The following is an 18987-nucleotide window of genomic DNA, read 5'->3' on the forward strand; positions in this document are numbered from 1 at the left end:
CTCAGTGGCTGGCTTTTTTCTTTTTAGAGACAAATTCACCTCAAAACTGCCAAATCACCTCCTTTCACATTCTATTTCCCGTTCGTGCATGCCAGTAATCTCTGCGACAGACTTAAAAATATCTGCCATAAAATGCTACTCAAAGGGTCTGTTTTCGGCATATATTGCTGTTTATCCGTAAAGTTAATGTAACGTGACGAAATTTGACCTGTTAATCAATAATCGATAACGTGCAATGCCGGAATGAATACCACCGAGCACCGTTATTAGAGAAATGATGTCAGGAAGACATTAAAGAACTGCAGTCACTGCTTGGAGCAGTCGCAAGGGAGAATTGCAATGTCGCTGTATGATCCAACGCTGGAGAAAGACAACTGTGGCTTTGGTCTGATCGCCCACACAGAGGGTGAAGCTAGCCACAAACTCGTCAGAACAGCCATTTCCGCACTAGACCGAATGACCCACCGCGGCGCGATTAACGCCGATGGGAAAACCGGTGATGGTTGCGGCTTATTACTTCAAAAGCCCGATAACTTTTTCCGCATGATTGCCGAAGAGAACAACTGGACACTCAGTAAACTCTACGGCGTCGGTATGATTTTCCTCAGTCAAGATCCCGAAAAAGCAAAAAAAGCCAAAGCGATCTTTGAACGTGAAATTGAAGCCGAAACCTTGTCTATTGTTGGCTGGCGCGAAGTGCCAACAAACTCAGACGTATTGGGTGAAATCGCCCTAAGCTCAGTCCCTACCATCGAACAAGTTTTTATTAACGGTCCCGCTGGTTGGCGCGCCCGTGACCTTGAGCGCCGTTTGTATATCGCACGTCGCCGCGCAGAAAAAGCCCTTCAAGAAGATCCCGATTTCTACATCACCAGCCTGTCGACGCGCACCATTGTCTACAAAGGCTTGTGCATGCCGGCAGATCTGCCAAGGTTCTACCTTGATCTTGCTGATCTTCGTCTTGAGTCGTCGATCTGTTTGTTCCACCAGCGTTTTTCAACCAACACCACCCCTCGCTGGCCGCTGGCTCAGCCGTTTCGTTATTTGGCACACAATGGTGAAATCAACACCATTGAAGGCAACCGCCAATGGGCCCGTGCACGTGCTTACAAATTCAAATCGCCGCTATTGCCTGACCTAGAACAAGCCGCACCGTTTGTTAACGAAACGGGCTCTGACAGCTCTAGCCTTGATAACATGCTGGAAGTCTTTTTGGCTGGCGGCATGGATTTATTCCGTGCAATGCGCATGCTCGTGCCACCTGCGTGGCAGAACCACCCAGACATGGATGAAGATTTACGCGCGTTTTACGACTTTAACTCCATGCACATGGAACCGTGGGACGGCCCAGCGGGCATCGTGATGTCAGACGGTCGATATGCCGCGTGTAACCTCGACCGAAATGGCCTGCGCCCTGCACGATATGTGGTCACCAAAGACAAGCTGATCACCCTCGCCTCCGAAGTGGGTATCTGGGATTACGCGCCGGATGAAGTGGCAGAGAAAGGCCGCGTTGGCCCCGGTGAGTTACTGGTTATTGATACCTTTGAAGGTGAAGTGTGGCACTCAGCTGACATCGATAACGATCTGAAAGGTCGTCACCCATACAAAGCATGGCTCGACAAAAACGTTCGACGCCTCACGCCATTCGAAGACATGGATCCAAACGATCGCGCGAGCCAACGCAGCATGGACGATGATGAGCTTCAGGTTTACCAAAAACTCTACGGCGTATCGGGCGAAGAGCTCGATCAAGTGCTGCGCGTACTGGGTGAAATAGGCCAAGAAGCGACAGGCTCGATGGGTGATGACACCCCCATGGCAGTGCTCTCTTCCCAAGCACGAAACGTCGCGGATTACTTCCGTCAAAAATTCGCGCAAGTAACCAACCCACCTATCGACCCCTTGCGTGAAAACCACGTTATGTCGCTGGCAACGTCGATCGGTCGTGAGAAAAATGTCTTCTCAGAAACCGATGGTCACGCACACCGCGTCTCGTTCAAAAGCCCAGTCTTGCTCTATTCAGACATGGTGCAGTTACTTGAGCTGGACGATGAGTATTATCAAAACAGCATTATCGACATCAACTTCAACCCAGAAGAAAAAGACCTCAAACAAGCCATTGTTGATATTTGCGACCAAGCAGAACGCGTCGTTCGTGACGGCACGGTATTGGTTGTGTTGTCAGATCGCGGCATCACAAAAGACAAACTCCCCATTCCAGCAGCCATGGCGGTGGGTGCCGTGCAACAACGCTTGGTGAACGCTAATCTGCGTTGTGATGCCAACATTGTTATCGAAACCGCCTCTGCGCGCGATCCACACCAATTTGCCGTTTTGCTTGGCTTTGGTGCGACGGCGGTTTACCCCTACCTCGCGTATGAATCCATCGGCAAGATGGTCGACAACAAAGTGATTGCAAAAACCATGTCGGAAGCGGCACTTAACTTCCGAAATGGTATCCATAAAGGCCTGTTTAAAATCATGTCTAAAATGGGTATTTCGACCATTGCCTCATACCGCTGCTCTCAGTTATTTGAAGCGGTTGGCCTCAACGACAACGTGGTTAACCTTTGCTTTAAAGGCGTAGCAAGCCGTATTCAAGGTGCAGATTTTGATGATTTCCAGCAAGATCTCGTCAACTTGTCGCGCCGTGCTTGGCTCAAGCGTAAGCCTATCGATAATGGAGGCTTGCTCAAATACGTCCACGGCGGCGAATACCATGCCTATAACCCAGATGTCGTTAACTCACTGCAATCTGCGGTTAAATCCGGCGAAAGTGTCGACTATAAGAGCTATGCAAAAACGGTTAACAGTCGCCCAGTGTCTTCAATCCGCGATTTAATGCGCCTCAAGCCGGTTGAAAAACCTGCGGTTCTTGAGCACGTTGAACCCGCCAGCGAGTTGTTCAAGCGTTTCGATTCCGCCGCCATGTCGATTGGGGCATTGAGCCCTGAAGCACATGAAGCCCTCGCAATTGCGATGAACCGCCTTGGCGGTAATTCCAACTCGGGCGAAGGCGGCGAAGATCCGCGTCGCTTCAACTCTGAGCGTAACTCTCGCATCAAGCAGATCGCGTCAGGTCGATTTGGCGTGACACCCCATTACCTGACTAACGCCGACGTACTGCAAATCAAAGTGGCGCAAGGTGCAAAACCGGGTGAAGGTGGGCAACTACCAGGCCACAAAGTCACCGCAGAAATTGCGCGTCTTCGTCATTCAGTCCAAGGCGTAACGCTGATTTCACCGCCGCCGCACCATGACATTTACTCTATTGAAGATTTGGCGCAGCTGATTTTCGATCTCAAGCAAGTTAACCCTGATGCGCTCGTGTCGGTGAAGCTGGTGTCTGAACCTGGCGTGGGCACCATCGCGGTGGGTGTGGCGAAAGCCTATGCCGATCTCATCACCATTTCCGGTTATGACGGCGGCACAGGCGCAAGCCCACTGACCTCCGTCAAATACGCAGGTAGCCCGTGGGAACTTGGCCTTGCAGAAACCCAACAAGCGCTCGTGGCTAATGGTCTTCGCCATAAAATCCGCCTTCAAGTGGATGGCGGGTTGAAAACCGGCTTAGATATTATTAAAGCCACCATATTGGGTGCTGAAAGCTTCGGCTTTGGTACTGCGCCAATGGTCGCTCTGGGCTGTAAATACCTGCGTATTTGTCACTTGAACAACTGCGCAACCGGTGTTGCAACGCAAGATGACACCCTGCGCCGCGATTACTTCAAAGGCTTGCCAGAGCAAGTCATGAACTTCTTTAAAGGTCTTGCTGAAGAAGTGCGTGAGCTTATGGCGGAACTTGGCGTTGAAAAACTCACCGATTTGATTGGTCGCACAGACTTACTGGAAGCGGTTGATGGGTTCACGGCCAAACAGCTAAAACTCGATTTGAGCAGCATTCTCGAATCCCCAACGCCCGTGTCAGGTAAATCTGTTTATTGGACCGAGCCTAACCCACCGTTTGATAAAGCGTTGCTGAACCAGACACTCATGGGCACATTTGCCGACTCCATTGAAAAACGTCAACCCGCGAGTACGTATCTCAACGTGAAGAACACCGACCGCTCCATCGGCGCGACCTTGTCGGGTGCCATCGCGAAACGTTATGGCAACCAAGGAATGGCGGGCACACCGCTCAATATCCAATTGCAAGGTACCGCAGGACAATCTCTGGGCGTATGGAATGCGGGCGGCGTGCACATCACGCTCACCGGTGATGCCAATGACTATGTCGGTAAAGGCATGGCAGGCGGCAAAATCATCATCAAGCCACCTGTCGGCTCTGCATTCCGTTCGCACGAATCGACCATCATCGGTAACACCTGTTTGTATGGCGCAACGGGCGGTAAATTGTTTGCTGCCGGTACAGCAGGTGAACGATTTGCAGTGCGGAATTCCGGCTCGTTAGCCGTTGTGGAAGGTGCTGGCGACAATGCCTGCGAGTACATGACGGGCGGCATTGTCGCCATCCTCGGTCATTGCGGCGTCAACTTCGGTGCAGGCATGACCGGTGGTTTTGCGTACGTGCTGGATGAAACGGGGGATTTTACAGGCCGTGTAAACCCTGAACTGGTTGAAGCGCTGTCACTCGATGACTTAACGATTCATCAAGAACACCTCCGTGGTCTCATTGATCAACATTTGGAACTCACGGGTTCCGCTCGTGCGCAGGAAATCCTCGCCGACTTTGAACAATGGATCAGTAAATTCTATCTGGTGAAACCTAAAGCAGCAGACGTGCGTTCTCTGCTTGGTCACCAAAGCCGAAGCGCAGCTGAGCTGCGTGTTCAGGCGCAGTAACGGAGGACCTTATGAGCCAGAACGTATACCAATTTATCGACGTGCAACGTATCGACCCACGTAAGAAGCCGATCAAAACACGTAAAACAGAGTTCGTTGAAATCTACGAACCCTTCACAGGCACGCAAGCATCTGCTCAGTCTGATCGCTGCTTGGACTGCGGTAACCCCTACTGTGAATGGAAATGCCCGGTTCACAACTACATTCCTCAGTGGCTTAAGCTGGCGAACGAAGGGCGAATCATTGAAGCGGTGGAGCTTTCTCACCAGACCAACAGCCTGCCTGAAGTGTGTGGTCGCGTCTGCCCACAAGACCGCCTCTGCGAAGGATCATGCACGCTAAACGAAGATTTCGGCGCCGTGACCATTGGTAATGTCGAGAAATACATCACCGACAAAGCCTTTGAAATGGGCTGGAAGCCAGACATGTCTGGCGTGGAATGGACCGATAAGAAAGTCGCCATCATTGGTGCAGGCCCTGCGGGTCTTGCCTGTGCAGACGTCCTTGTTCGCAACGGTGTAAAACCCGTTGTGTTCGACCGCTACCCTGAGATTGGCGGCTTACTGACCTTTGGTATTCCATCCTTCAAGTTGGAAAAAGACATCATGCGCAATCGTCAGCGCGTCTTTACCGAGATGGGCGTGGAATTCCAGTTGAATACAGAGGTCGGTTCAGACATCACCTTGGAAACGCTTATCAAGGATTATGATGCTGTCTTCCTTGGCGTCGGCACATACAAATCCATGCGAGCAGGCCTTGATAACGAAGACGCACCAGGTGTTTACGACGCCTTGCCGTTTTTGATTGCCAACACCTACCGTGTGATGGAACTGGAAGGCGATGCCCCTGAGTTTATCGACATGGCAGGCAAGCAAGTTGTTGTCTTAGGCGGTGGTGATACCGCGATGGACTGTGTTCGCACTTCAATTCGCCATGGCGCGAAAAACGTTGTGTGTGCCTACCGTCGTGACGAAGCCAACATGCCTGGCTCTCGCCGAGAGGTAAAAAATGCCAAAGAGGAAGGCGTGAACTTCATGTTCAACCTTCAGCCTCTTGGCCTTGAAGTGGACAGCAACGGCAACGTGACAGGCGTCACCGTGGTGAAAACCCAGTTGGGTGAACCTGACGAAGCAGGCCGTCGCCGTCCTGAACCGGTTAAAGGGAGCGAACATGTGCTGCCCGCTGACGCGGTTATCATGGCTTTTGGTTTCCAACCTCATCAAATGGCATGGCTTGAACCATTCGGCGTTGATTTAGACCAATGGGGACGCATTCAAGCACCAGAAAAAGGCGCATTTTCGTATCAAACCACCAACGAAAAAATCTTCGCGGGCGGTGATGCGGTGCGTGGTTCAGATTTGGTGGTGACCGCGATTGATGAAGGCCGAAAAGCGGCGGAAGGCATTTTGGATTATCTCGAGGTGTAAACCGCTTCGCTTACTTCAATTGTCATGAAATTAAGTGCCCACAAGGGCACTTTTTTTTCGCCCGAATTTACCGCCATGTTACACTCAGTGCATTCCCAAAAACCGAACGAGTATAAACATGAAAATTGGTATTATCGGTGCCATGGAGCAGGAAGTTACCCTGCTAAAAAGCAAAATTAATAACTGCCAACTGCAAGAGATTGCGGGCAGCAAATTTTACACTGGCGACATGAACGACGTTGACGTTGTTCTTCTGCAATCGGGTATCGGCAAAGTGGCAGCGGCGCTAAGCACATCGATTCTGCTTGATCGTTTTAAAGTCACGGAAGTGATCAATACGGGTTCTGCGGGCGGTTTCGACCCATCGCTTAACCTTGGTGATGTCGTCATTTCTACTGACGTGGCATACCACGATGCTGACGTAACGGCATTTGGTTACACCATGGGTCAAATGGCAGGCCAACCCGCCACCTTTAAATCAAACGAAAAACTGATGGACGTTGCAGAGCAAGCACTCACTGCAATGAACCCAGCGCCGCACGCGGTTCGTGGTTTGATTTGTACGGGCGATGCCTTTGTTTGCACCGCAGAGCGCCAAAACTACATTCGCGATCACTTCCCGAACGTGATTGCAGTAGAAATGGAAGCAGCTGCCATTGCTCAAGCCTGTCATCAGTTCAACGTACCGTTCGTTGTCGTTCGCGCCATCTCTGATGTTGCAGACAAAGAGTCACCTATGACGTTTGATGAATTCCTGCCTCTCGCAGCGAAAAGCTCAAGCGCCATGGTTGAGAAAATGGTCGAATTGCTTAGCGCATAATGACCGAGCTCCCTACCCCGTTTGAAACCTTGCTTGGCTATTCAACCTTGCTCGCGATGTGGGGAGCTTTGCTATTGCATTGGTTTTTTCCAGTGCCTCCTTCAGCCAATCCTCTCAGTCTTTGGCGGCGAGTCGCGGATGCTATCGCAGACAAAGTAAACCATCCTGATGACGAACCACAGCAACGTAAGCTGGCAGGCGCACTGGCGTTTGGCATCATGTGGCTCACGCTTGCTGTCGCGCTCATCGCCTTAAAACAATTGGTTTGGATCCCTTGGCTATTTGATTTACTCCTTCTTTGGCTTGTCCTTGGCTGGCGTCCCATCGTCAATCAAACCCAACAGCTTGAACAAGCGCTTGCCCGAGAAGACAAACCTGCGGCTCGCACATTGCTTGCTGAAACCCTGAATAGAGATACGCAGAGTCTATCTGGTGTTGGCATTGCTAAAGCCAGCTGTGAAACCTTACTGCTAGGCTATGCACGTCAGGTTGTTGGTGTGTTGTTTTGGTATGCCTTACTGGGAGGTATTGGCGCATTTCTTTATACGCTCGTGGTGTTATTGGCACGCACATGGCCGACACGCCGAGAAGAATATGCAGAATTCGGATTGTTCTCTGCAGCCTTTCTCTCTGTGCTCGACTGGGCGCCAACACGGTTGTTTGCGCTACTCATTGCTGCGGGCCATCGCTTTGAACCCGCCATGCTTGCAATCCGAGATAATGAAAAACGCTGGGTAACCAGTGGTAGCGATTGGGTACTTTCTGCCACAGGTGCAAAGTTCCAGTTATCTCTCGGCGGTCCAGCCATTTACGATAACCAAAAAATCACTCGTCCCAAATTAGGTGGTGATATTGCTCCCTCATCGGTTCATTTAGCTCTGCTGAATCAGCAACTTCGCCAAAAAGCATGGCTATGGATTGTACTTCAAAGTTTCACCATGTGGTTCGCACACGGATTCCTCTAATGTCTCGCATTCTGTTTGTTTTGCTTTTATTGCCAAGCCTTGTATTGGCCGCGCCGCTGCGCGTGATCAGTTTATCACCTCACACCACCGAACTGGCTTATGAGGCCGGTTTGGGTAAAAACCTTATTGCTGTCAGCGCCCACAGCGATTACCCACCAGAAGCCTTAGAGCTAGAACAAGTCGCTTCATATCGTGGGATTAAAATTGAACGCGTCGTGGCGCTCGAACCCGATCTGGTACTTGCATGGCAAGGCGGCAACCCTGATCGAGAACTGGCAAAACTTGAGCGTCTTGGCATCAAGGTGTTTTATTCCAATCCGCATTCTTTATACGACGCTGCAGACAATATCGAAAAATTGGGTGCGTACTCTGATGACCCGAATGCTGCAAAAGCACGGGCCGACGACGTGAGAAAAGCGCTGAAAACGATAGAAGACAATCAGCAAGGTAAAGCGAAGGTGCCGTACTTTTATCAGCTCAGTGACACACCATTGATGACGAACAACGGCGAACATTGGCCGCAACCTCTATTCTCTTTGTGTGGTGGTGAGAACATTTTTGCCAACAGTGCAGCGCCTTACCCGCAGATCAGCATGGAGCAAATTGTGGTGAGAAAACCACAAGCGATTTTCTACCCATCCAGCCGAATTGCACCGATGGACGTTTGGACACCATGGGAAACCTTTATTCCCGCCGTACAAAACAAACACATCTTCGAGGTGACGGGAGATTGGCTCAGCCGCCCAACACCACGCGCATTGAAGGCTGTTGCACAAATCTGCAAAGCCTTTGATCGGGTAAGAAGCGATCTGAATCACTAATTCGAATAAACATGACCGACAAGCCAGCGCAATGGATTGCCCAGTTACGGAAATAACGTAAAATCGCGCGCGCTTTTATAGGGATAGCGCAATCATGCTTTTGTATTTTTTAGACATGTTTGGGACGGCAGTTTTCGCCATTTCAGGCGTTTTATTGGCGGGTAAACTCCGCATGGATCCATTCGGCGTTGTCGTTCTCGCCATGGTTACTGCCATCGGTGGCGGCACCATTCGCGACATGGCACTTGGAGCAACACCTGTATTTTGGATTACTTCACCCGAATACTTGTGGATGATTCTGGCCACCTGCGCACTGTCTCTGCTACTGATTCGACGTCCTCGCCGTCTGCCGTGGTACTTTCTCCCTGTCGCAGATGCCATCGGCTTGGCTGTGTTTGTTGCCATTGGTGTTGATAAGGCGCTGAGCTATGGGGCATCACCGATGGTGGCTGTCATCATGGGCATCATAACGGGTTGCGGCGGTGGTATCATCCGTGACGTGTTAGCTCGAGAAATCCCCATGATATTGAGAACCGAAGTGTACGCGACTGCGTGCCTTGCGGGCGGTATGATCCACACGCTGGCACTGGCTGCGAACGTGGATTCTGTCGCGGCTTCCATTGCTGGCATGGTCACCACACTCTCCATTCGACTCGCCGCTATTCGATGGCATCTTTCATTGCCCACTTTCGCCATCAAGTAAACACCCGTCCTTGCAAGCCCTTCATGTTGCAGACATGAAGGGACGCCAGACTCAGAATTATTGCAAAAACGCGCCCATTGTCGGCGCGTTTTTTTATGTCCGCCCCAATTAAATAAACTAAAAACTTTACTTAACTACATTCCGACCTACTATATAAACATATAGCTTTACTTAGTCATTAAGGAGCACGTCATGACCAGTTATGTAGAACATGCCAATATCACCGTCAGCAACCTCAACAGCGCCATTGCTTTCTTGCAGGCGGCAATGCCGGACTTTTCCATCCGTGGTGAAGGGAGCAACGAAGAGAGAGCATGGTGTCACATAGGAACCGACACGTCGTATATCGCACTTCAAGAAGTGGTGATTGATAAACCTGTCGATCGCCTTCCCTATTATCAACTCGGCGTTAATCACATCGGGCTTGTCGTTGAAGATGTCACACGCGTGGCAGAAAACCTCAAAGCCGCAGGCTTTAAAGAAACCATTTTTGATGAGAGCCACCCTAGCCGAAAACGCGTTTATTTTTGCGATAGCGATGATCTGGAGTGGGAGTTCATTGAATACCTCACCGCAGATTTGACTCGCCGAAACGACTACGCGTTGTAACGATGACACGATGCAAAAACGCTGTGTTGTAACAGCCCTACATTCATAACGAAAGCGCAAAGGAATGCCATCATGTACCAAGCACTCTCTACGACAGGCCTTGAGCTAATAAGGAAAAGTCATGGCTTCGGGCCTACCTTCGGACCACGCTTTTCAAACCACCTGCCAATGGCAATCACCGCCATGCAAAGACTTGGCGCTTCACCGGCGCAGCTGGAAAAAGAGTACCAGCGTGCCGCCGATCATTTAGCGCCATTGGGAGAAGCACTTGGTGTCGACACGCCAGCCTTGGGCGAGAAAACACACAATGCCGATTTCGTGGAATATTACCGCAGTATGCTAGGTAAACTTGGTACAGAAGAAACACTGCGACGCATACTGCCATCTCTTCTTCCAGGGATCTCCGCGGGTGCGTTTCATGGTGTTATCCGTCTCGCGTACGCCTTGGAATCAGAAGATATCGACGAGCTCAGTCATGCCCTTGCTTACTGGTCATCGGGATTCACGCCGCTCGGCGATCTCACCTTCCAGCAAGATCTGAGTCCGGAAGACGATTTGAACCAGGCTCTTTCTGTCTTTCATGATCACATCTATCGAAAAGGGATCATCATCGATCATGTCGAAGAACTCGTCACACTGGAGAAGTACCAAGCCATTGCAAGTCAGCCGGATTCATTGTCTTTGGAAGTGGTTGCTCGCATTGTGCTCACGCAATATTCCGCAAGCGACGATTTCACCTTGCTACACGGTGTCACTGGTTTTCAGGCACTCCTCTCCCTTCTCCCATTCATCGAAGATCAAGACGCAGCGCTTCATTACTTTTGGCAAGCTTATGTTGCCGCGGCGTGTACTGCCGAATATCGCGAACCTCACTCAAACGAAAAGCTGCACTCAGATGTTATCGCGGACTGGTCACATTGGTTTGAGCAAGCTCTGGAAACAGAAAACGATCACACCATTAAGCTGACATACAGCTGCGCGCGACTTTACGATTATCTTCGCCTTCCCGAGACTTTATACGCCGTCAAGTATCGACTGGAGAACGCATCATGAAGCGCATTGCTATCGTCTACTTTTCACAAACAGGAAGCACTAAGAGCATGGCGCAAGCCATTGCTCAAGGCGCACAGCAGCTTGATGCGGAAGTAAAGCTTTACCCTATTGTGGGCACGGACATCATTGAAGGTCGGTTTAAAAATGAAGCGGTCTTTGATGAACTCGCCAATATGGATGCCATTATCTTTGGTTCACCGACGTACATGGGTGGCCCCGCGGCACAATTTAAAGCTTTTGCCGATGCCAGCAGCGAGTCATGGTCAAATCAGTTATGGCATAACAAGCTCGCAGCAGGGTTTACCACTGGCGGTAGCCCGTGCGGAGAAGTGCAAAGCACGATTGAGAGCTTTTATATTCTCGCCACGCAGCACAGCATGCTTTGGGTAGGGGTTGATGCCCCAGAAGGCACAGCCTCAAAAATGTTTAATCGCCTGAATTCATCTCTCGGCGCCATCGGCATGGTGGATGAGAAAGGGCTATTGGATGATATTGATATAAAAACGGCAAAGCGCCTTGGTGAGCGGGTGGCAGAGCTTATTCACTAGGGTCTGTTGACCTGATTTATGACGGGACACTTATTTAGGGCGGGGCAAAGGCACAAAAAAGGCGCTTTTCAGCGCCTTTTCATTTTGCATTCGCTCAGTAGCAAGAGCTCTGCGGTAAATTACGCTAACGTGATACGCGCAAATTTACGTTTACCCACTTGGTACACTGCCGTACCAGCCGCAGGAACCAGTTTGGTATCGTCGACTTTTTCGCCGTCAATCTTCACAGCGCCTTGGCGGATCATACGCATTGCATCTGAGGTAGAGCCAACCAAGTCAGCGTCTTTCAGAAGGTTAGCAATGGCGACGCCTTGCTCGAAAGAAAACTCAGCCATTTCATCTGGCATCGCACCTTTTTGGAAACGATTGATGAATTCAGCTTCTGCCGCTTCCGCATCCGCTTCAGAGTGGAAACGTGCAATGATTTCTTTTGCCAGCAAGATCTTCACGTCACGTGGGTTCTTGCCGCCTTCGATGTCGGCTTTAAATTGTGCAATCTCTTCCAAAGGACGGAATGACAACAATTCATAGTAGCTCCACATCAGATCATCAGAGATCGACATGATTTTACCGAACATTTCGTTGGGTACATCACTGATACCAATGTAGTTGTGCGCAGACTTCGACATTTTCTTAACGCCGTCCAAGCCCACCAGCAATGGCATCGTAATAACCACTTGCTGAGATTGACCGTTTTGCTTTTGCAGTTCACGGCCCATTAGCAGGTTAAACTTCTGATCAGTACCACCCAGCTCAACGTCCGCCTCAAGCGCCACTGAGTCATAACCTTGCAGAAGCGGGTAAATAAACTCATGGATAGCAATAGGTTGGTTGTTGCTGTAACGCTTTTTAAAGTCGTCACGCTCAAGCATACGCGCAACGGTAGAGCTTGCAGCCAAACGGATCATGCCGTCAGTGCCTAGCTCGCTCAACCAGCTTGAGTTGAATTCAATACGTGTTTTAGCAGGATCCAAAATTTTGAAGATCTGCTCTTTGTAGGTTTCAGCATTGCTCAAAACCTGCTCACGTGTCAGCGGCGGACGCGTTGCGTTTTTGCCACTTGGGTCACCGACCATCGCGGTATAGTCACCGATAAGGAAGATTACTTCATGGCCCAGCTCCTGGAACGCACGCAGTTTATTCATGATCACAGTGTGACCAAGGTGAATATCAGGCGCCGTTGGATCCGCACCCAACTTGATACGAAGAGGACGGTTTTCTTTTAGTTTCGCAATCAGTTCCGCTTCAGGAATCAATTCCTCAACACCACGCTTAATTTCGGCTAGCGCGGCTTCAATGCTCGCCATAGTTTATCGCTCCCACAGAATCGGCAATTTTTCGTAAAGCGACATACTACTTGAATAGCGATGGTTTTTGAAACCAGTTAGACTTATATAAATAAGCAAGATATGACGCTTGCATATAAATCAAAGGGAACCACTCGCCACTCTGATTTTCCGAGGGATTTGGCAATCATCAGTGTGTTCTGGGTAATTTCATTTTCCTAAACGATATTTTTAATGCCTGTAAACAGAATTGCTGCGCTACCTCGCCTTCATCAGGTGTCTATTATGGCCATCAGTGCGCTTGTCGTGCTGTTGATTTTGCTCCCCTCCGAATCCCCGACTCAGCACCCAGAGTCGAAATTTGAGGTTGGAAAACAATACGCGATAAAACTCGAAGCTAACTCTTTGCTTCCCCCTGAAGATGAAGCCCAACCCGTCAGTCATTTTGTACCGCTGACTTGGCACAAGTTCAAAGTTCAAGCCGGTGACAGCCTCGCGGTGATTTTCAATCGTGTTGGGATAAGCCCGACAACCCTTTATCGACTCATCAATAGCGACCAAGGCACCAAGAAGTTGGCCTCATTGAAAGTGGGCGATGAGATTCACCTCGGCTTCGACGATAAAGGGTTATTTACGCAATTGGTGCAACCTCGCGATGTGAATGAAACCCTTGTGGTCACGCGCATTGGCGATCAATTCGTATCAAAAGTCGAATCAAAAGAAATCGACACACAAGTTAACTTTGCGTCAGCCACCATTGAATCAAGCTTTTGGAATGCAGGGATAACCGCAGGCCTCAACGCCAATCAAATCATGGAACTGGCAGGCTTGTTTGGTTGGGATATCGACTTTGCGTTGGATATTCGACAAGGTGATGCTTTCTCAGTGCTGTTTGAAGAGCAACTCGTTGAAGGTGAGATCATTGGCCGCGGGAATATTCTTGCGGCGACGTTCACCAACCGCGGCGAAACCTTTACGGCTATCCGTTCGAAAACGGGTAAGTATTTCGACGAAAAAGGCCGAGCAATGAAGAAAGCCTTCTTACGCTCGCCTGTAAACTTCCGTTATGTCAGCTCGAACTTTAATCCCCGCCGTTTACACCCCGTCACAGGCAAAGTGAAGTCGCACCGAGGCACAGACTACGTTGCCCCTGTCGGCACCCCCATTTGGGCGGCAGGTGACGGCATCGTCATGAAATCTGCCTACAACAAATTCAACGGTAACTATGTCTTCATCAGACACAGCTCGACCTACATCACCAAGTATTTGCATCTCACCAAACGTAAGGTCAAAACGGGACAACGTGTGAAGCAGGGACAAACCATTGGTACGCTAGGCGGAACGGGGCGCGTCACTGGCCCACACTTGCACTATGAATTCCTCGTTCATGGCGTGCACAAAAACCCACGTACCGTGAAGTTGCCGCAAGCGAAGTCCCTAGCAGGCAAAGAGAAAACCGCGTTCATTGCACTGGCAAAAGACCGACTGGCGCAGTTGAATAAACTGAGTGAGCTTCTTGCATCCATCGGCACACTTGAGCGCAACCACTCCTAACAGAAGTGTGCAACTCAGACAAAAAAGCAGCGCAATGCGCTGCTTTTTTAATGTCATCTCTAAGCAACTACATCGCTGTAGCTAGGGTTGAGATTCTGGCAAGGTGTTTTGCTTAAACGGCTCACTCTGATGTTCTCCAGCATCGGACGACGTAAACGTGAACCCTTTCCCCTGATTAGGCGTTTGAGAAAGCGACGAATCAGACACTGTTTTTTTCGGCTCTCTCGCCAACATCAACAAACAAGGTGTAAGCACCAGCGTCAGCACCGTTGAAAATGCCAACCCACCCGCGACCGCCGTCGCAAGTTGAGACCACCATTGCGTACTTGGTGCGCCAAATTCAACGCCTTGGTTCACCAAATCAACGTTCATCTCTAACACCATTGGCATCAGGCCGAGAATCGTTGTGACGGTTGTGAGTAACACAGGCCGTAAACGCTGCGCCCCGGTTCGTAATATGGCATCGGCTTTCGCGAGGCCTTGGCGACGCAAAACATTGTAAGTATCAATCAGAACAATGTTGTTGTTCACCACGATACCCGCCAAAGTAATCACTCCAACCCCAGACATGATCACACCAAATGGACGTTGGAATATGAGCAAACCAAGGAAAACGCCTACCGTGGAGAACAAGACAGCACTCAAAATCAAGAAGGCTTGATAGAAGCTGTTGAACTGAGTGATCAAAATGATCGCCATCGCGGCCAGTGCCGCGACAAATGCCGTGATCAAGAAGGACTGACTGTTGTTCTGTTCTTCATTTTGGCCACGTACAATGGTTTCCACACCACTTGGCAGCCCTAACGCATCGATTTGCGCCATCAGTGTCGGCAACTCAAGGCTCAAGTTGTACCCTTCAGCCATGTCTGCCATGACTTTGACCACACGCCTACCATCCACGCGATCGATATTCCCTTGCTTTTGCTCGGCGCTGATCTTCGCGAAATTGGTAATCGGCACTAACCCGTATTCAGTTTTGATTCTGAGTTCATCGAACCGACCAATGTCCCTTTTATCTTCTGGGTAACGCACCAAAATATCGACTTCTTCGTCAGCATCGTCTGGCAGGTAATCACCAATTTTCAAACCATTCGTCACGAACTGAACCGTATTCCCCACCAGCGTGGCATCAGCACCAAACCTTGCAGCATCAGCGCGATCAATATCAATCGACCAATCAATACCGGGCTTGGTAAGGGTGTCGCTCAAGTTAGTAAAAGCAACATTCAGCTCCAACAGTGCACGAAGTTGTCTTGCTGCAGGCTCGATGTCACTGTTAACGTCTGACGTCACTTCAATGGAGAGATCCTGTTCACTTGGCGGCCCAGCATCTGGCTTTTTAAATTCCAATTCAAGACCCGCAAGATCTGCCATTTCTTCACGAAGTTCCGCAATGATTTCCTTCACTTTACGACGATCTTGCCAATCGACAGGCTTCATCTGAATAACGCCGATTTCATCTTCTCCGCCTGTTCGGGTATAGACGCTTTCTATTTCATCCATACCTAGAACACGTGCTTCGACTTCTTTCATCAATACGTCTTTTTCGTAGATTGAGAGGTCACCATGAGAGCGGACTTTGATATTAAAAAAAGCAGGATCAACATCAGGGAAGAATTCAGTACCTAGCCCTGATTTGTTGTACGCAAAACCCACCACGAAAGCGACTAATAGCGCGGAAAACAGGATTTTAAGCGGATGGTGAATAGCGACTTTTAGCGTATTAATGTAAGCACGCGTAATGCCTCGAGCTTCATTGAAATCGCCGTTCTCGATAGCTTGCATACGCGCTTGCTGCTTATCAGACAGAGCCAAAGGTTTACCAAACCAACTCCCAAGTACAGGGACAAAAAGCAATGCCATCACCAAGGAAGCAAACAACGTCGCTATCAAGGTGAGCGGCATGTACCTCATGAACTCGCCTGTGATATCAGGCCAGAACAATAAAGGGGCAAAGGCCACTAGCGTCGTTGCGGTAGAAGCAATGATCGGCCAGGCCATGCGATGTGCAGCCTCTCGGTAGGCTTGTTTACGAGCAATGCCTTCACGCATACGCCTGTCAGCGTACTCGGTCACCACAATTGCGCCATCCACCAGCAGTCCCACTGCCATGATCAGAGAAAACAGCACAACAATGTTCACGGTGAGGCCAAACAATGACAGCGCCACCAAGCCCGTTAAGAAAGAGCCCGGAATCGACACACCTACCAAAAATGCCGTTCTCGCCCCTAAAATGGCGATGATCACCACCACCACAAGCAACACGGCAGACAAGATATTGTTTTGCAGATCAGAAAGCATGGATCTGACGTCATCAGACCCATCCCATGTGTATTTCACTTGCAGCGCAGCAGGCCATTCCGGTTGTTTTTGCGCTTCAACCAACACGGCTTTCACCAACTCCACCGTTTCAATGATGTTTTCACCCGCGCGCTTTTTTACATCCAAAACAATCGCAGGTTTACCGTCTAGTCGTGCAAAGCTTTCAGGGTCTTTAAAGCCGCGGCGCACCGTCGCTACATCTTCAACGGTCACCACCTGAACGCCATCCACCTTGATAGGCAATTCAAGAACATCACGTGCAGATTCAAAGACAGACGGGACTTTTACGGAAAAACGCCCATACCCTGTATCAACGTAACCCGCAGCAACAACACGGTTGTTGCGGGAAACAAGATTAAATATCGCTTCTTGGTCAAGGCCGTAGCTTTCAAGCAGCAATGGCTCGACGATGATTTCAACCACATCGTCACGATCGCCCGCCACATCGACTTCAAGCACTTGCTTGAAGCTCTCTAGCTTCTCTTGAAGTTTGCGCGCAATCTTTACAATCGCACGCTCAGACACATCACCGTATAGAGCCACCGACAGAACAGGCTGCTCGCTGGCAAACGTCACTTCATTTACGGTGGGCTCATCACTGTCTTCAGGTAAACGAGGCTTGACCAGATCCACCGCTTCGCGCACATCCGCCATGGCCTGCTCTAAATCAACACCTACGTTAAATTCAAGCGTTACCGAGGCATGCCCTTCTGAGGCAATCGCGGTCATTTCCTTAATGCCCTCAATCGAACGCAACTCTTGCTCAACAGGACGAACAAGCAAGCGCTCGGCGTCTTCCGGTGAGATGCCTTCATGACCCACGGACACATAAATGACAGGAATAGTGATATCAGGATCGGATTCTTTCGGAATGGTTTGGTAGGTGTATACGCCTGCTACAAATAAGAAAAGTAGCAGGGTTACCATAGTGCGTGTGCGTGCCAACGACGCATCAATCAAGCTTCTCACAACAAGGCCTCCTTATTGTGCGTCAGATTGGCGGACAGCGATGACCGCATCACCATCTCGGACAAACCCTTGCCCTTTCGTGATGACGTCAACGTGATCGCCAAGCCCTGCTAGCCAAACACCATCTTGTTCAGCTTTGACCAACTTAGTCGAAACAAAAGCGACTTTGTCGCCGAGTAAAGTTTTGACACCTAAGTTGCCCGACTCGTCCAGTGCCAACATCGAAGGCAATAACTTCACGGCGCTTTGCTCTTCGAGAGGCAAATCCACTTCGGCACTGATCCCGGCAGGGATAGCTTGCTCGGGGTTGGGAATTTCGAGTTCAATGGTAAAAGTATTGGTGGTTTGAGAAGCGGTGCTTGATTGATAACGAAGACGACCTTCAAGCTCATCACCACTCACAAAAATAATGGTGGCAGGCATGTTGGCATCAATATGACTGATGTGCTTTTCGCTAACATCCGCCGTGACAATCAAAGGATCCAGATCGATGATGCTCGCAATCGGATCGCCGACAGCAAGATAATCCCCCACTTCCACCATCACATCATCAACAATGCCATCAAACGGCGCACGGACTTGCGTGTGGGAAAGTGCGATCGACAAGTTTTCCACATTGGCGCGGGCTTCAATCAAATTCGCTTCTGCTAGCGAGAACGCAACTTCACCTTGTAACCCTTTTTTCTTCAACGATTTGGCAGCGTCATATTCTTTCGTTCTTACCAAACGTAGCGCCTTCGCGCGCTCTAGCTGCGCATTCCGGTCGCCTTTGTCGATATTCAGCAGAAGGTCCCCTTTCTTCACTGTCGCGCCTTTTTTCACACTGACACTGACAATACGACCATCTGCTTCAGAGGAAATCGTCGCTTCGCGATCAGGTGCTGTTCGGCCATATAAAGAAATAGAACGCGTAACAGGTTCGGCAAAGAAGGTATCTACCGACACGCGCGTTAGTGGGGCTTGCGTTTCTGTTTTTGACTGCTCAGGTTGCGTGTCATCGGTGTGACCGCTGCCAACCCAAAAAACGAGAAGAACAAGGAGAACCAAGGAAATGATCCAAGGTCGTTGAGAGAAATAAGACGTGATTGCGCCTGCATTAGCCAT

At 49.9% G+C, this 18987-nt stretch carries 13 protein-coding genes; 10 read left to right on the top strand and 3 right to left on the bottom strand.

Features of this window, described 5'->3' with window-relative positions; all coding sequences use genetic code 11:
- Positions 1-339: 339 nt before the first annotated feature.
- The 9 genes from gltB (at position 340) to BM082_RS09030 (ending at position 11752) form a co-directional block, all read left to right on the top strand.
- Entirely contained in the window at positions 340-4806 is a 4467-nt protein-coding gene (gene gltB, locus BM082_RS08990) for a glutamate synthase large subunit (RefSeq protein WP_074926651.1), read from the top strand.
- An 11-nt stretch (positions 4807-4817) separates the two neighbouring features.
- Positions 4818-6233 carry an FAD-dependent oxidoreductase gene (locus BM082_RS08995; RefSeq protein ID WP_074926653.1) on the top strand — a complete coding sequence of 472 codons (1416 nt, stop codon included), beginning with the start codon at positions 4818-4820 and terminating at the stop codon, positions 6231-6233.
- 118 nt (positions 6234-6351) lie between these two features.
- Complete coding sequence (gene mtnN, locus BM082_RS09000) at positions 6352-7053, top strand: 5'-methylthioadenosine/S-adenosylhomocysteine nucleosidase (protein WP_074926656.1); 702 nt, start codon at positions 6352-6354, stop codon at positions 7051-7053.
- Positions 7053-8018 (top strand): cobalamin biosynthesis family protein, encoded by a 966-nt coding sequence (locus BM082_RS09005; RefSeq protein WP_017017271.1) that lies wholly within the window; start codon positions 7053-7055, stop codon positions 8016-8018. The genes mtnN and BM082_RS09005 overlap by 1 nt, the downstream gene beginning before the upstream one ends.
- Positions 8018-8839, top strand: a complete 822-nt coding sequence (gene btuF / locus BM082_RS09010) for a vitamin B12 ABC transporter substrate-binding protein BtuF (protein ID WP_074926658.1) — start codon at positions 8018-8020, stop codon at positions 8837-8839. Before BM082_RS09005 ends, btuF begins: the two co-directional genes overlap by 1 nt.
- Before the next feature lie 94 nt (positions 8840-8933).
- On the top strand, positions 8934-9542 hold the full coding sequence (locus BM082_RS09015) for a TRIC cation channel family protein (RefSeq protein WP_017011778.1): 609 nt from the start codon (positions 8934-8936) through the stop codon (positions 9540-9542).
- Positions 9543-9734: 192 nt separating this feature from the next.
- Entirely contained in the window at positions 9735-10151 is a 417-nt protein-coding gene (locus BM082_RS09020) for a VOC family protein (RefSeq protein ID WP_017012325.1), read from the top strand.
- A gap of 72 nt (positions 10152-10223) precedes the next feature.
- Positions 10224-11204 (top strand): questin oxidase family protein, encoded by a 981-nt coding sequence (locus BM082_RS09025; RefSeq protein ID WP_017012324.1) that lies wholly within the window; start codon positions 10224-10226, stop codon positions 11202-11204.
- A complete protein-coding gene (locus BM082_RS09030) occupies positions 11201-11752 on the top strand; it encodes a flavodoxin family protein (protein WP_017012323.1) in 552 nt (183 codons plus the stop codon). The genes BM082_RS09025 and BM082_RS09030 overlap by 4 nt, the downstream gene beginning before the upstream one ends.
- Before the next feature lie 119 nt (positions 11753-11871).
- Here BM082_RS09030 and tyrS read toward each other — a convergent pair whose 3' ends face one another.
- The gene (gene tyrS, locus BM082_RS09035; protein ID WP_074926660.1) at positions 11872-13059 is read right to left on the bottom strand and encodes a tyrosine--tRNA ligase; all 1188 of its coding nucleotides are present in this window, start codon (positions 13057-13059) and stop codon (positions 11872-11874) included.
- 213 nt (positions 13060-13272) lie between these two features.
- On the opposite strand from tyrS, the gene shyC reads away from it, so the two are divergent.
- Positions 13273-14592 carry a peptidoglycan DD-endopeptidase ShyC gene (gene shyC, locus BM082_RS09040; protein WP_074926662.1) on the top strand — a complete coding sequence of 440 codons (1320 nt, stop codon included), beginning with the start codon at positions 13273-13275 and terminating at the stop codon, positions 14590-14592.
- Positions 14593-14673: 81 nt separating this feature from the next.
- Here shyC and BM082_RS09045 read toward each other — a convergent pair whose 3' ends face one another.
- Positions 14674-17883: an efflux RND transporter permease subunit gene (locus tag BM082_RS09045; RefSeq protein ID WP_074926665.1), complete on the bottom strand. Its 3210-nt coding sequence runs from the start codon at positions 17881-17883 to the stop codon at positions 14674-14676.
- A 12-nt stretch (positions 17884-17895) separates the two neighbouring features.
- Entirely contained in the window at positions 17896-18987 is a 1092-nt protein-coding gene (locus tag BM082_RS09050; RefSeq protein ID WP_074926668.1) for an efflux RND transporter periplasmic adaptor subunit, read from the bottom strand.

The sequence above is a fragment of the Enterovibrio norvegicus DSM 15893 genome, from assembly GCF_900115495.1.
GTDB lineage: Bacteria > Pseudomonadota > Gammaproteobacteria > Enterobacterales > Vibrionaceae > Enterovibrio > Enterovibrio norvegicus.

Excerpts from the sequence above, each read along its gene's own strand:
- gltB (WP_074926651.1), top strand. The coding sequence starts at position 340 with ATGTCGCTGTATGATCCAACGCTGGAGAAAGACAACTGTGGCTTTGGT.
- BM082_RS08995 (WP_074926653.1), top strand. The coding sequence starts at position 4,818 with ATGAGCCAGAACGTATACCAATTTATCGACGTGCAACGTATCGACCCA.
- mtnN (WP_074926656.1), top strand. The coding sequence starts at position 6,352 with ATGAAAATTGGTATTATCGGTGCCATGGAGCAGGAAGTTACCCTGCTA.
- BM082_RS09005 (WP_017017271.1), top strand. The coding sequence starts at position 7,053 with ATGACCGAGCTCCCTACCCCGTTTGAAACCTTGCTTGGCTATTCAACC.
- btuF (WP_074926658.1), top strand. The coding sequence starts at position 8,018 with ATGTCTCGCATTCTGTTTGTTTTGCTTTTATTGCCAAGCCTTGTATTG.
- BM082_RS09015 (WP_017011778.1), top strand. The coding sequence starts at position 8,934 with ATGCTTTTGTATTTTTTAGACATGTTTGGGACGGCAGTTTTCGCCATT.
- BM082_RS09020 (WP_017012325.1), top strand. The coding sequence starts at position 9,735 with ATGACCAGTTATGTAGAACATGCCAATATCACCGTCAGCAACCTCAAC.
- BM082_RS09025 (WP_017012324.1), top strand. The coding sequence starts at position 10,224 with ATGTACCAAGCACTCTCTACGACAGGCCTTGAGCTAATAAGGAAAAGT.
- BM082_RS09030 (WP_017012323.1), top strand. The coding sequence starts at position 11,201 with ATGAAGCGCATTGCTATCGTCTACTTTTCACAAACAGGAAGCACTAAG.
- tyrS (WP_074926660.1), bottom strand. The coding sequence starts at position 13,059 with ATGGCGAGCATTGAAGCCGCGCTAGCCGAAATTAAGCGTGGTGTTGAG.
- shyC (WP_074926662.1), top strand. The coding sequence starts at position 13,273 with ATGCCTGTAAACAGAATTGCTGCGCTACCTCGCCTTCATCAGGTGTCT.
- BM082_RS09050 (WP_074926668.1), bottom strand. The coding sequence starts at position 18,987 with ATGGCTAATGCAGGCGCAATCACGTCTTATTTCTCTCAACGACCTTGG.